The 15586-nt window shown below is 72.8% G+C and carries 10 protein-coding genes; 8 read left to right on the top strand and 2 right to left on the bottom strand.

What is annotated here, in order from left to right:
* The 6 genes from HHX37_RS35145 to HHX37_RS35120 form a co-directional block, all read left to right on the top strand.
* Nucleotides 1-3217: type I polyketide synthase (locus HHX37_RS35145; RefSeq protein ID WP_220503405.1), on the top strand; the 3217-nt coding region annotated here is incomplete at its 5' end.
* A 414-nt stretch (nucleotides 3218-3631) separates the two neighbouring features.
* On the top strand, nucleotides 3632-4903 hold the full coding sequence (locus HHX37_RS35140; RefSeq protein WP_182888148.1) for an activator-dependent family glycosyltransferase: 1272 nt from the start codon (nucleotides 3632-3634) through the stop codon (nucleotides 4901-4903).
* Between the two features lie 37 nt (nucleotides 4904-4940).
* On the top strand, nucleotides 4941-6188 hold the full coding sequence (locus HHX37_RS35135) for a glycosyltransferase (protein ID WP_182888147.1): 1248 nt from the start codon (nucleotides 4941-4943) through the stop codon (nucleotides 6186-6188).
* 127 nt (nucleotides 6189-6315) lie between these two features.
* The gene (locus HHX37_RS35130) at nucleotides 6316-7575 is read left to right on the top strand and encodes a cysteine desulfurase-like protein (protein ID WP_182888146.1); all 1260 of its coding nucleotides are present in this window, start codon (nucleotides 6316-6318) and stop codon (nucleotides 7573-7575) included.
* A 134-nt stretch (nucleotides 7576-7709) separates the two neighbouring features.
* Nucleotides 7710-8501, top strand: a complete 792-nt coding sequence (locus HHX37_RS35125; protein ID WP_182888145.1) for a thioesterase II family protein — start codon at nucleotides 7710-7712, stop codon at nucleotides 8499-8501.
* Between the two features lie 32 nt (nucleotides 8502-8533).
* On the top strand, nucleotides 8534-10036 hold the full coding sequence (locus tag HHX37_RS35120; RefSeq protein ID WP_220503404.1) for an ArnT family glycosyltransferase: 1503 nt from the start codon (nucleotides 8534-8536) through the stop codon (nucleotides 10034-10036).
* A gap of 44 nt (nucleotides 10037-10080) precedes the next feature.
* Here HHX37_RS35120 and HHX37_RS35115 read toward each other — a convergent pair whose 3' ends face one another.
* Nucleotides 10081-11277 carry an RNA-guided endonuclease InsQ/TnpB family protein gene (locus HHX37_RS35115; protein WP_182888144.1) on the bottom strand — a complete coding sequence of 399 codons (1197 nt, stop codon included), beginning with the start codon at nucleotides 11275-11277 and terminating at the stop codon, nucleotides 10081-10083.
* Between the two features lie 41 nt (nucleotides 11278-11318).
* On the opposite strand from HHX37_RS35115, the gene tnpA reads away from it, so the two are divergent.
* A complete protein-coding gene (gene tnpA / locus HHX37_RS35110) occupies nucleotides 11319-11717 on the top strand; it encodes an IS200/IS605 family transposase (protein ID WP_182888150.1) in 399 nt (132 codons plus the stop codon).
* A 167-nt stretch (nucleotides 11718-11884) separates the two neighbouring features.
* On the opposite strand, the gene HHX37_RS35105 is transcribed toward tnpA, so the two are convergent.
* Complete coding sequence (locus HHX37_RS35105) at nucleotides 11885-13063, bottom strand: aromatic ring-hydroxylating oxygenase subunit alpha (protein ID WP_182888143.1); 1179 nt, start codon at nucleotides 13061-13063, stop codon at nucleotides 11885-11887.
* A 319-nt stretch (nucleotides 13064-13382) separates the two neighbouring features.
* On the opposite strand from HHX37_RS35105, the gene HHX37_RS35100 reads away from it, so the two are divergent.
* Nucleotides 13383-15586 (top strand): type I polyketide synthase (locus HHX37_RS35100; protein WP_220503402.1); only part of this gene is annotated, 2204 nt, incomplete at its 3' end.

The raw sequence follows: 15586 nt of genomic DNA, 5'->3' as shown, positions 1-15586 counted from the left end.
GTATTGGTTTGAGAATTTGCGGCGGCCGGTGGATTTCGCGGGTGCGGTGGGGTCGTTGCTGGGTGATGGTTACCGGTTGTTCGTGGAGTGTGGGGCGCATCCGGTGCTGGGGTTGGGGTTGCGGGGGGTTGTCGAGGAGGCGGGTGTCGAGGCGGGGGTGGTCGGCTCGTTGCGGCGGGGCGACGGCGGTTTCACTCGGTTTGTGACGTCGGCGGCCGAGGCCTACACCCACGGCGCCACCGTCGACTGGACCGCCCTTCTCGGCGGCGGGGGGAAGACGATCGACCTGCCCACATACGCGTTCCAGCGGCGCCGGTTCTGGCTCGACGCCCCCGCGCGGCGGGAGCGGGACGCCGCGGGGCTCGGCCTGTCCGAGCCCGGCCACCCGCTGCTCGACGCCGCGGCGCCGCTGCCGGCGTCCGGCGGCTTCCTGTTCACGGCGAAGCTCTCCCTCGGCACGTATGCCTGGCCGGCCGACCACGCGGTGCACGACGTCCCCCTCCTGCCCGGGACGGCGCTCGTCGAGCTCGCCCTGCACGCGGGCCGGCAGACCGGCTGCGACCTGCTCGAAGAGCTCACGCTGCAGTCGCCCCTGGCCCTCCCGCCCGACGGCGGAGTGCGGCTGCAGGTCGTCGTCGACGCGCCGGACGACGCGGGACGACGCGGGATCGCCGTGTACTCCCTCGGCGAGGACGAGCCCGACGACGCCGGCTGGACGACGCACGCCGTGGGCTTCCTCGCGTCCCGCCCCGGTGGCGAGGCCGTCTCGCTCACGCGCTGGCCGCCGCCCGCCCCCGAGCTCGACGTCGACGGCCTGTACGACCGTCTCGGCGACAGCGGATTCCACTACGGCCCCGCCTTCCAAGGGCTGCGCCGTGTGTGGAGGCAGGGGGACGAGACCTACGCGGAGGTGAGCCTGGCACAGGACGCCGCCTCCGGTGCGGCCGCTTTCGACATGGCCGATGGGTACGGCCTGCACCCGGCCCTGTTCGACGCGGCGCTGCACGCGATGTTCGTCGGCCGTGATGGGGACGGCGCGCCGGCGCCGCGGCTGCCGTTTTCCTGGACGGACGTCGCACTCCACCGGTCGGGGGCCACGGATCTGCGCGTCCGCATCGTGCAGCGGGGCGAGGAGGCGTGCTCGCTCGACATCTGCGACGCGCGAGGCGTGCCGGTCGCCTCGGTGGGATCCGTCGTGGCCAGGCCGTTCTCGGCCGACCGGCTGCCCGGGACGCGCGCCCCCGGCGCGGACTGCCTCTTCCGCCCGGAGTGGGTGCCCGTGGACGCGCCGCCCGCCGCCGCGATCCTCTTCGCCGACGACCTCGACGACGTGCCCGAGCAGGTGCCCGCCGCGGTCGCCATCGATCTGAGCGCCGCCGCTGGAGAGGCGGCCGGTGCAGAGGCGGCCGACCGAGACGCTGGCGGAGATGCCGACGGAGAAGGGGACGGCGACACGGCGTCGGCCGCCCGCCTGAACACGCGCCGCGTCCTGGCCCTGGCGCAGCGATGGCTGGCGGAGGAACGGTTCGCGGACGCGAAACTGGTCGTCGTCACCCGAGGCGCTGAGGGCGACCCGGGACAGGCGGCGGTGTGGGGACTGGTCAGGGCGGCGCAGGCCGAGCACCCCGGCCGCTTCGTACTCGTCGACGTCGACGACACCCGTAACCATGATCACGCCCATGACAACGACCCCGCTCACGCCCACGGCCAAGGCCCCGACCGCGACCACGGCCATGACGATGGTCGCGACCGCGACACGGACCGTGATCGCGGCCGGGACGACTGCACGACGGCAGTGGCCGCGGCGGCGGCGACGGGGGAACCTCAACTGGCCGTACGGAACGGCAGGCCGTACGCCCTGCGGCTGACCCGGGTGCGGGAGGCGCCCGCCGCGCCGTCGCGCCCGCTCGACCCCGAGGGCACGGTGCTGATCGTCGGCGGCAGCGGCGGCCTGGGCCCGGTGGTGGCCCGGCATCTGGTCGCCGCGCACGGCGCGCGGCACCTGCTGCTCCTGTCCCGCCGTGGCTCCGCCGCGCCCGGGGCCGACGAACTCGCCGCCGGCCTCGCCGAGGCGGGCGCGTCGGTGACGTTCGCCGCCTGCGACGCCTCCGACCGCGGGGAGCTGGAAAGGGTCCTCGCGGGGCTCGACCACCCGCTGACCGCGGTGATCCACGCCGCGGGGGTGGTCGACGACGGGGTGATCGAATCTCTCACGCCGGAGCGGATCGACACGGTGTTCGCGGCCAAGGTGGACGCCGCGGTGAACCTGCACGAGCTGACGCGTGACGCCGACCTGTCCGCGTTCATCCTGTTCTCCTCGGCGGCGGGCACGTTCGGCGGGCCGGGCCAGGGCAACTACGCCGCGGCCAACGCCTTCCTCGACGCGCTCGCGGTCCGGCGGCGGGCCGAAGGACTGCCCGCGACGTCGCTGGCCTGGGGCGTCTGGGCGGAGGCCGGCGGGATGGCGGGCCGCGCGGGCGAGGCCGGCGGGCGGGGCCGGATGGCCCGCAGTGGGGTCCTGCCGATGTCCGCCGAGCTGGGCCTGGCGTTGTTCGACGCGGCCGTCGCCCGCGACGACGCCGTCCTGGTGCCGATCCGCCTCGATCTCGGCGAGGTGTCGTCCTCGCTGCTGCGCGGCATGACCCGGAGGCGGGCGGCGGCGGCCGCGCCCGTGGCGGTGGAGTCGCTGGCGGACCGATTGGCGGCCATGCCCGCGGCGCGGCGGCATCGGACGCTCACCGACCTGGTCCTCGGGCACGTGGCGATGGTGCTGGGGTACGAGCCGGGCACCGCCGTGGATCCCGCCCAGTCGTTCAAGAACCTCGGGTTCGACTCGCTGCTCGCGGTGGACCTGCGCAACCGGCTTGCCGAGACGACCGGGCTGCGGCTGCCCGCGACGCTGGTGTTCGACCATCCCACGCCGGCGGATCTCGTCGCCTACCTGCGGCCACAGCTACTGACGGACGAACCGGACCCCGACGGGCCCGGCGCGGCCGAGGCGCTGCTGGCCCGGCTCGACGACCTGGACGAGGCTCTCGGCTCGCCGGCCGTGACGGACGCGGAGCGGGCGGCGCTCGTCGCCCGGCTGAAGGCCCTGACCGCCAGGCACGCCGCGGGAGCGACCGGCGCCCCCGCGGTCGGCTCGGCGGCCGTGGACGACGCCACCGACGACGAGATGTTCGCGCTGATCGACCGGGCGATCGGCGCGGCCTCCTAGTGCGCTGTCCGCCAACGTTCACCGGGGTGGAGGGAGCGGAGCGGAAGGGACCGAGGACCGCAGCGAAGGCCCAGCGAAGCGGGCTTCGCGAGGACCGGAGGTTCCTTCCGGCGCAGTGACCGACCAGGCCGGCGAAGCGCAGCGATGGACCAGGCCGGCGAAGCGCAGTGATGGACCAGGCCGGCGCAGTGACCGACTAAGCCAGCCCGATGACCGACCAAGCCGGCGCAGTGACCGACCAAGTCAGCGTGGTTACCGACCAGGCCGGTGCGGTTACCGACAAGGCAGGCGCGGTGACCGACCCGGCCAAGTTCGCGGACACCTCAGTGGGCCTGTCATCAAGGCCCGCTCCCAGGCCTGGCACCGCCTCCCAGGCAACCGACGACGTCATGAATCCGGAGGAGACTGATCGTTTTGCGTGTTCTGTTCACATCGTTCGCCCTGGACGCCCATTATCTCGGTTCCGTCCCGCTGGCCTGGGCTTTGCGGGCCGCCGGGCACGAGGTGCGGGTGGCGAGCCAGCCCGCCCTCACCCGTACGATCACCGCGGCCGGGCTGACCGCCGTACCGGTCGGCGACGACCGGGAGATGGGCGGGGCGATGTCGGGTGTCGAGGTCGACGACGCCGGCACGCCGTGGAACGCCGTCGACCTCGACCCCGCCCGTCCCGAGGTGCACTCCGCGGAGTTCGTCGGCGCGCTCCACGACATGCTGCCGAAGGCGTTCTTCGCGCACGTCAACGGTGACGCCATGATCGACGACCTGGTGCACTTCGCCCGATACTGGCGGCCGGACCTGGTGATCTGGGAGCCGTTCACGTTCGCGGGGGCGATCGCCGCCAGGGCGGCGGGGGCGGCGCACGCCCGGCTGCTCTGGGGTGCGGACCTGTTCCTCGACCAGCGGGTGGCGTTCCTGGGCCATCTCGCCGCCCGGCCGGGCGGACCGCACCGCGACCCCCTGGCCGACTGGCTCGGCGAGGTGCTCGACCGCCATGATCTGACCTTCGACGAGACCGTGGTCCGCGGGCACTGGACGATCGACCAGATGCCGGTCAGCATCCGGCTGCCGCTCGGCGAGCCCACGGTGCCCATGCGCTACGTCCCGTACAACGGCACCTCGGTGCTGCCCGGCTGGCTGCGCCGGCCGCCGGAGCGCCCGCGCTTGTGCGTGACCGTCGGGCTGACCGCCAGGGACGGCGCGGACTACCTCGTCGGCTCCCTCACCGGCCTGTTCGACGCGCTCGGCGACCTGGACGTCGAGGTCGTCGCGACCCTGAACGCCGAACAGCGCGAACGGGCCGCGACGCTGCCGGACAACGTCCGCGCGGTGGACTTCGTCCCGCTGCACGCGCTGCTGCCCACCTGCTCGGCCATCGCCCACCACGGCGGCGCGGGGACCTGGTCCACGGCGGCCGCGTACGGCGTGCCGCAGTTCGTCTTCCCCTCGGTCTGGGACAACTTCTACCGGGCGCGGCGGACCGCCGAGATCGGCGCCGGACTGATGGTCCCGCAGGACGCGCTGACTCCGGCCGCGCTGCGTGGCGGGCTGGAGCGGCTGCTGGCGGAGGAGCGGTTCGCCGACGGCGCCGAGCGGCTCCAGGCCGAGATGGCGAGTGACCCGAGCCCGGCCGACGTGGTGCCCACCCTGGAGAAGCTCACCGCGCGGCACCAGGAGTTCGACGCGTGACCGCGTACGACGGCCGCCGGCAGCCGGGAGGATCCCCATGCGAGTACTGATCGTCGCGCTGGGCACGATGGGCGACGTCGCGCCGTACACAGGGCTCGCGGCCCGGCTGGGGGAGGGCGGGCACGAGGTCGCCGTCGCGGCCTATCCCCGGTTCGCCGGCATGGTCCGCGCCACCGGCGCCGAGTTCCGGGAGGTCTCCGGCGACCCGGCGGCGGCCGGCGGGTGGACCCAGGCCGAGGACGGCAGGCAGGCGATCCGGAGCATGCGGGAGTCGGTGCTCGACCGCGGCCGGGTCATCCTCGACGCCGCCCGGTCGCACCGGCCGGACGTCCTGCTGCTGTCGCTGCCCGCGATGCCGGGGCTTCAGGTCGCCGAGAGCCTCGGCATCCCCTGCGCCGGCGTGTTCCTCGACCCGCTCTATCCCACCGCGGAGTATCCGCCGACCTACCTGCCGATCAGCCGTTCGCTGGGGCCGTGGGGCAACCGCACCGCCCATCACCTGATGAACGGCGTCTTCTCGCTGCTGCTGGACGGCGCGACGAACCAGTTGCGCGCGGGGCTGGGACTGCCCGCGCTGAGCCGGCGGGAGATCGCCCGGCAGATCGCGCGGACGCCGGTGCTGCACGGGATCAGCCCGGCCGCGCTGCCCCGGCCGGCGGACTGGCCGGAGACGATGGAGATGTCCGGCTACCTCTGGCCTGCGGTCGCGCCCGGCTGGCGGCCGCCCGCGGATCTCGCGGACTTCCTCGCCGCGGGGCCGCCCCCGGTCTTCGTCGGCTTCGGCAGCCGGAGCATGTCCGGGCAGGAGGCCGAGAAGATCGCTGGGATCGTCGGCGAGGCGCTGCGGCGCACCGGGCGGCGCGGCGTGCTCCAGGCCGGGTGGGCCGGGCTGACCGGCCACTCCGACGACGTCGTCACGATCGGCGAGACGCCGCACGAGTGGCTGTTCCCGAGGATGGCCGCGGTGGTCCACCACGCGGGGGCCGGCACGACCGCCGCCGGGCTCCGCGCCGGCGTGCCCACCGTGACCATCCCCATCCTCGGCTCCCAGCCGTTCTGGGGCGGCCGAATCGAGGCGCTGGGTGCCGGTCCCGCGCCGGTTCCGTACCGGAAGCTCAGCGTCGACCGCCTCACCGCGGCGATCTCCGCGGCGGTGTCCCGGCCCGGGTACCGGGCGGCGGCCGAAGCGCTGAGCGGGCGGATCGCCGCCGAGGACGGCGCCGGGAGGGTCCTCGCGGCGCTCGACCGGCTGGCCGGCCGCGCCGCGGCCGACGACCGGACGTGAGACCTGCGAGGTGGCCGGTGCGCCGGCAGCTTCTCCGCCGTTTCTGCCTGGTTCCGCGGAGTGCGGGGGTGAATGATCCCGCCAGGCGGAATCTTTCTCCGCTGTCTGTTTCGATCTGGGGGCACACGTGACCGTCTTCCATCCGTACGACGTCGCCGCCTTACGGGCCGAGTTTCCCGCGCTCGGGGCGGGCTCGGCCCATTTCGACGGCCCCGGCGGCCCGCAGGTGCCGCGGGCGGTGATCGACGCGATCGTGGAGGCGATGTCCAGCCCGCTCGCCAACCGGAGCAGCAACACCACCGGCGGGCGCAACGCGGACGCCATCGTCGTCCAGGCGCGGCAGGCGCTCGCCGACTTCTTCGGCGCGGACCCGGGCGGGATCGTGTTCGGGCGGAACGCCACCCAGCTCGCCCACGAGTTCTCCCGGACGCTGGCCAAGACCTGGGCTCCCGGTGACGAGGTGGTGGTGACCCGGCTCGACCACGAGTCCAACGTCCAGCCGTGGGTGCTGGCGGCGGCCCAGGCCGGGGCGACCGTCCGGTGGGCCGACTTCGACCCGGAGACCGGCGAGCTGACGGCGGACCACGTCCGGCGGGTCCTGTCGGACCGGACCCGCCTCGTCGCCGTGACCGCCGCCTCGAACCTGATCGGCACCAGGCCGCCGGTCCGGGAGATCACCCGGCTGGCGCACGAGGCGGGCGCGCTGTGCTACGTCGACGCCGCCCACTACAGCGCGCACGTCAGCGTCGACTTCGACAGCTTCGGCGCCGACTTCGTCGCCTGCTCCGCGTACAAGTTCTTCGGGCCGCACCTCGGGGTGCTGGCCGCGCGGCCGGAGCTGCTGCGCACCTTGAGCCCCGACAAACTGCCTGCCGCGACCGACGTTGTGCCCGAGCGCTTCGAGCTCGGCATCCTGCCGTACGAGGTGCTCGCGGGGGTCCGGGCGGCGGTGGACTTCCTGGCCGGGCTGAGCCCCGTGCGGGCGGGCACCCGCCGGGAGCGCCTCGTGGCCGCGCTGGGCGCGATCGAGGCGCACGAGGACGCGCTCCGGCTCCGGCTGGAGCGGGGGCTCGCCGAGCTGCCCCAGGTCACGGTGCACTCCCGGGCCGCCAGCCGGACGCCCACCCTGCTGCTGAGCGTGGCGGGGCACGACCCCCGGGACGTCTCGCACCACCTCGCGGCCCTCGGCATCGACACCGAGTCCGGCACCTTCTACGCCGCCGAGGCGTCCCGGCGGCTGGGCCTGGGCGACCGGGGCGGGGTGCGCGTCGGGCTCGCCCCGTACAACGACGACGACGACATCGACCGCCTCCTCGCCGGTCTGGCGGCGTACGTGGGCGACCACGTCCCTCCCGCGCTGGGGCGGGACCGGCTGTTCGTGACCTGAACGACCCCCTGAGTGCTCACCGAGTGACTCATTGAGTGATTCACCGGGTGACCGGCTGAGCGACTCCCCGAGTGACCCCTGACCTCGTTCGCGCGGTTCCCCGCGACGATCTCCCTCGACGATCGGAAGCACCCTTGACCGAGACACTCCTCGATGACGTGTGGATCCGCCGCTACCACGACGGACCCGGGACGCACGGACCCGCGGGGTCCGCCACCCTCGTCTGCTTCCCGCACGCGGGCGGATCGGCGAGCTACTTCTCCACGCTGTCGGGCCTGCTGCGGTCCAGCAACCGGGTGCTGGCGTTGCAGTACCCCGGACGGCAGGACCGGCTGCGCGAGCGCTGCCTGTCCACCATCGACGAGCTCGCCGACGAGGCCTTCAACGCGCTGGAACCCCTCATGGGCGGGCCGGTCGCGCTCTTCGGGCACAGCATGGGCGCGATGATCGCCTTCGAGGTGGCGACCCGGATGAAGCGGCGGCGCGGTCTCGACCCCGCGGCGCTGTTCGTGTCGGGCAGGCGGGCCCCCTCGCGGGACCGCCACGACGACGAGATCGTGCACCTGGGCGGTGACAGCGCTCTCGTCGCCGAGATGAAGCGGCTGAGCGGCACGGACGCGCGGGTCCTGGACGACCCGGAGGTGGTCGAGATGATCCTGCCGGCGCTGCGGAGCGACTACCGGGCGGTCGAGACCTACCGGTACCGGCCCGGGCCGAGGCTCGGCTGCCCCACGATCGCGCTGACCGGCGACGACGATCCCAAGGCGAGCGCGGACGAGGTCGACGCGTGGCGCGACCACACCTCCGGCGAGTTCCGGATGCACGTGTTCCCGGGCGGGCACTTCTACCTGAAGGAGCACTGGACGGCCGTCGCCGACGTCATCGCCGGGCAGCTCGGCCGGGCCCACCCGGACCAGTCTCGGTGAGCGCCGGGGCGAGCGCGGGGGTGGGAGCCGGCGTGGGAGCGGGGGCGGGGGCCGCCGTGGACGAGCCCGCCGGCGTACGCGCCCCGCGACGGGCCGCCGCGGGCGTCGCCGGCTCCTGGCCGGTGCTCGCCGTGGCGGGCGCGCTCGGCCTGGCGCTCGCGCTGACCGGCGGGCGGTACGGCTACTTCGGAGACGAGCTGTACTTCTGGGCCGCGGGTCACCACCTCGACTGGGGATTCGCCGACCAGCCCCCCTTGCTGCCGCTGCTCGCGCGGGCGATGGACGTCGTCGCTCCGGGATCGTTGGCGGTGATGCGGCTGCCCGCCCTGGTGTGCGCCGTGGGCGGAGTGCTGTTCGCCGCGGCGATCGCCCGTGAGATGGGCGGCACCCGGCGGGCGCAGCTGCTGACCGCCGTCGCCGTCGCCGGGTCGCCGGTGCTGGGCGCGGGCGGGCACGTGCTCGCCACCACGCCCGTGGACACGTTCCTGTGGATCGTCGTCACCTGGCTGCTGGTCCGTTGGGTCCGGCTGCGCGACGACCGGCTGCTGCTGTGGTCGGGACTGGTCACCGGGCTCGCGCTGCAGGGCAAGTACACGATCGTGTTCTTCTGGCTGGTCGCGGGCGTGGCGATCGCGGCCGCCGGGCCGCGCGAGCTGCTGCGGCGCCGGTGGTTCCTCGCCGGCATGGCGGTGGCGGCGCTGTCCTGCGTCCCGGCCGTGCTGTGGCAGGCCCGCAACGGCTGGCCCCAGCTGGAGCTGGGCGCCGTGCTGGCCGGGGAGCACAGCCCGGCGGGGTTCTTCCTGCTGTTGCTGGGCTCGGCGGGCGTCCTCGGCACGCCGCTGCTCGTGTACGGACTGTGGCGCGCGCTCCGGACGCCCGAGTATCGCTTCCTCGGGTGGGCCCTGGCCGGGCTGGTTCTGGTGTTCGTCCTCACCTTCGGCGCCGGCTACTACGTGACGGGGCTGTTCCCGGCACTGTGGGCCGCGGGCGCGGTGGGTCTCGACCGCGTACGCGGCCGGTGGCCGGTATGGGTGGCGTGGCCCCTGGCCGTGCTGTCGGCGGCCATGGTGCTCGCGGTGCTGCCGGTGCGGCCGGTGGAGACCCTCGCCGGGCAGGACGGCGCGGAGAACCTCGTCAACGCCGAGAGCGTCGGCTGGCCGGAGCTCGCCGACGCGGTGGCCGGGGCGTACCGGGCCCTGCCGCCGGAGGTCCGGAGGCGCACCGTGGTCGTCACCGGCCACTACTGGAGCGCGAGCGCGATCGAGCGTTACGGCCCCGCACGCGGGCTGCCGCACGGCTACAGCCCGCACCGGGGTTTCTGGTACTTCGGCCCGCCCCCCGACGACGCCACGGTCACGCTGTACGTCGGAGACCCGCCGGCCCGGCTGCGCGACTCCTTCACCCGGGTCCGCCGCGTCGCGGCGGTCGACAACGGCCTGAACGTGAGGAACACGTTCCAGGGCGCCCCGATCTGGCTGTGCGAGGAGCAGCGGGAGCGGTGGTCCGCCCTCTGGGGGCGGCTCCGCGTGCTTTGACGCGCTCCCCGGCCTTGAAGGCCGGGGATTCAGCCCGTGCCGCTTCATGCGGCACCTCTGAAGCTTCCTGCTTCCTCGCGCTGTGCCGGGGCAGGCCCCGGTCTTACCCGCGCTCCACAGGCATTTAGCCTGTCCGCCCGTCCGGCGGCCACGATGTTGATCGCCGCATTGATGTCCCGGTCGTGGACCGCCCCGCACGGGCAGGTCCACGACCGGATCGCAAGCGGCATCGATTCGGCGACGGTCCCGCAGCCAGAGCAGAGCTTGGAGGAGGGGAACCATCGGTCGATCTTGGCGAAGTGGCGGCAGTACCGCGCCGCCTTGTACTCCAGCATTGCGACGAACTGCGACCAGCCCGCATCGTGAACGGACTTGGCAAGGCGGGTGCGCCCGAGGCCGGACACGGCGAGGTTCTCCACGTACACCGCTTGGTTATCACGGATGATCTGGGTGGAGAGCTTGTGTGCCCAGTCACGGCGCGCATCGGCCACCCTGGCATGTGCCGTGGCGGCCTTGGCCCTGGCCTTCTGGCGGTTCGCTGAACTTTTCTCCTTACGGGAGAGCTCCTGCTGTGCCTTGCGCAGGCGCCGCTCGGCGCGGCGGAGGAAACGCGGGTTGTCCACCTTCCGGCCGTCAGAGGTGACGGCGAAGTGGGACAGCCCGAGGTCGATCCCCACTTCGGCGGCCGTCTCCGGAAGCGGGGCCTTGCCGGTCTCGATGACGAACGAGGCGAAGTACCTGTCGGCCGCGTCCTTGACCACCGTCACGCTGGACGGTTCGGTGGGCAGGTCCCGTGACCAGCGGACTGGAATGTCACCGATCTTCGGCAGGCGCAGCTTCCCGCCAGGGGCGAGGGAGAACCGGGCGTTCTTCGTGAAGCGGATCGCCTGCCGGTTGTCCTTGCGTGACCGGAAGCGGGGCGGGGCGATCTTCGGGCCCTTCCGCTTTCCGGTGACCGAGTCGAAGAAGTTCCAGTACGCCTTGTTCAGGTCCGCCAGCGCCTGCTGTAACACCACGGCGGACACCTCGCCCAGCCAGGCACGATCGGGGGTCTTCTTCGCCTGCGTGATGACCCGCTTGGACAACTCCCCGTCCGAGATGTACGGCATGCCTTGTTCCCGAGCGTCCTGCCGTGCGCGCAGCCCGTCGTTGAACACCACCCGCGCACACCCGAACGCACGGGCCAGAGCGTGACGCTGGCCCGGCGTCGGATAGAGGCGGAAGTTGTACCTGAGCTGCACACCGTGACCATATCAATCGGCCTGTGATCGAATATTGAGACATCAGAACCGGAAGAAATTGCGTTTTCGTCCCGCGGGCCCACTTGGTTTTCGGGACCAAGTTCCGGCATCGGGTATTCACCGGGGCACACCTGGAACGCATGGAGCAGATCATGCGGGACGTCTGCGCCGACTTCGAGACCGAACTGGCCGAGTTCAACGGCGAGGCCAACCACGTACACCTGCTGGTGGACTTTCCGCCCAAGATCGCCCTGTTCCGGCTCGTCAACAGCCTCAAGGGCGTCTCCTCCCGCCGGATACGACAGGAGTTCCCCGAACTGGCCCGCCCCTACTACCGAGCGAACAAGCTGTGGTCGGGCTCCTACTTCGCGGGAAGCGTGGACGGCACACCGATCAGCGTCCTGCACCAGTACATTGAGCAGCAGAACCGCCCCGTCTGAGCCCTCCTGGACGCCGATCCGCCTTGGCCGCGGATCGGCTTTTCCTGCCCGGCTACGCAAGCAAGTCCGCTCCACCCCCGGCCTGAAGGCCGAAGCACTGCGGACCAATCCGGTAGTCCGGCCGGCCCGGCGGCACCCGCGCCGGGCCGGCCGTCACGCGGGCCCGCTCACGATCGGGGCGGCCGCGCCATCGTCCGCTCGGGTTCGAGACCCAGCCCGTCGCCCCCGGTGAGCATGTCATCGCAGACCCGGTGGAAGTGGGTGATCAGGCACTCGCGTTCGTTGAAGATGTTCCGCCGGTACGCCGACGACCGGGCGACGGCCGCGACGTTGACCCATTCGTCGACGTCCTGCTGCACCACGGCCTTGATGCCCTCCCAGAGCATCTCCGCGATGTCCTGGTAGTCCTCGTCGTCCGTGTCGTACTGCAGTTCCCACGCCTCGAAGCGGGTCCTGTTCACGCCGAGCGGCACCGAGCGGAAAAGCTGGGTGTGCACGTTGTGGCAGTTGAAGACCGCGCTGGGGAACAGGTTGTAGTTGCAGATCGCGAGGGAGGTGTGGTCGAGCGTCCGGCGTAGCTCCTCCAGCACGCCCATCAACGGCACGACCATCATGCCGTTGCGGCCGAAGACGTCCATCGTCGCCTGCCGGGCGTCCTTCACGTCGGCGGCGGGGATCTGGTGCAGCGCCTGCGCGTGGTAGAACTCGCTGAAGGCGTCGATGACGACCTTCCAGTTGACGTCGACCTCCCATTCGACCTTCTCGACGAGCTTCATGTCCTCCATGCGGAAGGCCCCGAGGTCGCCGGCGAGCTCCGGGCCGATCCAGTCGAGCAGCGGCCCCGCCACGCCCGGCCCCGCCAGGACCGCCCACACCCAGCCGCCCCATTCGTCGAGTTCGACGGCGGGGGAGCACAGGCCGTCCAGAGTGGCGCGGTCGAAGTCGGGCCGATCCGGAACGCCGATCACCCTGCCCTCGACGTCGTAGGCCCAGTTGTGCCAGCGGCAGGTGAACCGGCGTGCCCCGACGCCGTTCTCGACCACGATCCGGGTGCCGCGATGCTGGCAGACGTTGTGGAAGCCGGCCAGCCCGCCGTCCTTGCGCCGGGTGACGACGATGCTCTCTCCATGGCCCTCCCACACGTGGTGGTCACCGGGACCGGGGATCTCGCTGGAACGGCAGATGATCTGCCAGCTCCGGTTGAGGACCCGGAGCCGTTCCTGCTCGAAGCGCTCGGGGTCCCGGTAGACGTCGGCGTCGAGCGTCGACGGCCCGATCGGCGGCACGTTCGGGATCCCCGGGCCGAAACGGGCGGGCAGATCGCCGCGGGTGGGTTTGAAGACCACAGTCGGACCTCCGTCGGTCTGAGCACGATGCCCGGCGTCGGATTCACCGGGGATGCGACCGGATCATGCGCACTCACGCGGGCGGGGTCCAGGCAGAACCGATGGCGACTATCCGAAGTGACCGGCCAGAGCCCGTTATCCGGCACTTTCTGCCGATCCGCAATGTGTAACAGGTTTCGCCGCTAATTCTGCCTGGACCCTGTCCCCGGCGCAGCCAGAGGATGCGCAGGCAGCGTGATTCCGTCGTGAGCCGACAGACGGGGCGGGGCTCCGGCGCGATCCGAGATCTGCGCGCGGGGGGACGAGGGGAGAGTTGTCCGTGGGCGCCGAAAACGAGGAGAGACTGCGCGGCTACCTCAAGCGCGTGACAGCGGAACTGCTGGAGACCAGGGAGCGTCTCGCGGAGGCCGAGGGGAGCCACGCGGAGCCGATCGCGATCGTGGGCATGGCCTGCCGGTTCCCCGGTGACGTCCGCTCGCCCGAGGACCTCTGGCGGCTGGTCGAGAACGGGGACAGCGGCGTCACCGGGTTCCCCGAGGACCGCGGCTGGAACCTCGCCGCGCTCGGCCCCGACAGCGAGGACCCGGCGTCGCGGTGCGCTTCGCGGCACGGCGCCTTCCTCCACGACGCCGCCTGCTTCGACGCCGAGTTCTTCGAGATCTCGCCGCGCGAGGCGGTGGCGATGGATCCACAGCACCGCCTGCTGCTGGAGATCGTCTGGGAGGCGCTCGAACGGGCGGGCATCCCGCCCGAGTCGCTGGGCGGCAGCGCCACCGGCGTCTACGTCGGCATGATGGCCGGCGACTACGCGATCCCGATGGCCACGTCGAGCCGGGGGACGCCCGGACTCGGCGGGTTCCTCGTCAACGGCAACACGAACGCCATCGCGTCGGGGCGGATCGCGTACACGTTCAACCTGCGGGGTCCCGCGGTCACGATCGACACGGCGTGCTCGTCCGGGCTGGTCGCCCTGCACGACGCGTGTCACGCGCTGCGCCGGGGCGAGATCTCGGTGGCGCTGGCCGGGGGCGTCGCGGTGATGTCGACGCCCGCGCTGCTGGTCGAGTTCACCCGCCAGGGCGGGCTCGCCGCGGACGGCCGCTGCAAGGCGTTCGCCGCCGCCGCGGACGGGACCTCCTTCGCCGAAGGCGTGGGGATGCTCGTCCTGGAGCGGCTGTCGGACGCCCGCCGCGCCGGTCACGAGGTCCTGGCCGTCGTACGCGGCAGCGCGGTGAACCAGGACGGCGCGTCCAACGGCCTGACCGCGCCGAACGGAGCCGCCCAGCAGCAGGTGATCCGGCAGGCGCTGGCCGCCGCCGGGCTGGCGCCGTCGGACGTGGACATGGTGGAGGCGCACGGGACGGGCACCCGTCTCGGCGACCCCATCGAGGCCCAGGCGCTGCTGGCCACGTACGGCCGGAACCGGGAACGTCCGCTGTATCTGGGCTCGGTGAAGTCGAACATCGGCCACACCCAGGCCGCCGCGGGCATCGCCGGGGTGATCAAGACGGTCATGGCCATGCGCAACGGCGTCATGCCGCCGAGCATCGGGATCGACGAGCCCACCCCGCACGTCGACTGGTCCGCGGGCGACGTCAGGTTGCTGACCGAGACGACGCCGTGGCCGTCGACGGGCGGGCCGCGCCGGGCTGGAGTCTCGTCCTTCAGCATCAGCGGCACCAACGCGCACGCGCTGATCGAGCAGGCGCCGGCCGAGACCGCGGGGGAGGCCGGTGACGAAGTGCCCGGTGACGAAGAGCCCGTAGTGCGTCCGTCCGCGGACCTGCCGGCCGTCGCGTGGCCGTTGTCGGCCAAGTCGCGCCCGGCGCTGCGCGCCATGGCGGCGGGACTGCTCGCGCGCCTCGACGCGGAGCCGGAGGTCGCCGACGCCGACGTCGGCCTGTCCCTCGCCGCCGGGCGCGCCACCCTGAGGCATCGCGCCGTCGTCGTCGGCTCCGGCCGGAAGGACCTGCGTACGGGCCTGGAGGCGCTGGCCGCCGGGGAGCCCGCGGACACCCTCGTGGAGGGCTCCGCGACGACGACGAACCCGGGCCCGGTCTTCGTGTTCCCGGGTCAGGGGCAGCAGTGGGCGGGGATGGCGGCGGGTCTGCTGGTGGAGTCGCCGGTGTTTTCGGCGCGGGTGGAGGAGTGTGTGGCGGCGTTCGAGCCGTTGGTGGATTTCCCGTTGGGGGAGGTGCTGCGCAGCGGTCCCGGTAGTGGTCCCGGTGGGGGTGCGGGGGTGCTGTTGGAGCGGGACGAGGTGGTGCAGGCGGCGTTGTTCTCGGTGATGGTGTCGCTGGCGGAGGTGTGGCGGTCGGTGGGGGTGGTGCCGTCGGCGGTGGTGGGGCATTCGCAGGGGGAGATCGCGGCGGCGTGTGTGGCGGGTGCGTTGAGTTTGGGGGATGCGGCGCGGTTGGTGGTGGCGCGGGGTGGTCCGATCCGGCGGGTGCTGGCGGGTCGTGGGGGGATGGTGTCGGTGGGGTGCTCGGCGGGGGAGGCCGAGGGGTTGGTGGGGCGGTGGGG

Source organism: Microbispora sp. H10885, from assembly GCF_014161415.1.
GTDB classification, from domain to species: Bacteria; Actinomycetota; Actinomycetes; order Streptosporangiales; family Streptosporangiaceae; genus Microbispora; species Microbispora triticiradicis.
Note: the sequence above shows the minus strand (reverse complement) of the source record. Positions and strands in the feature narration are given on the sequence as shown.

Bases quoted from the DNA above. Each gene is read 5' to 3' on its own strand.
- HHX37_RS35135 (WP_182888147.1), top strand. From the start codon at position 4,941: ATGCGAGTACTGATCGTCGCGCTGGGCACGATGGGCGACGTCGCGCCG.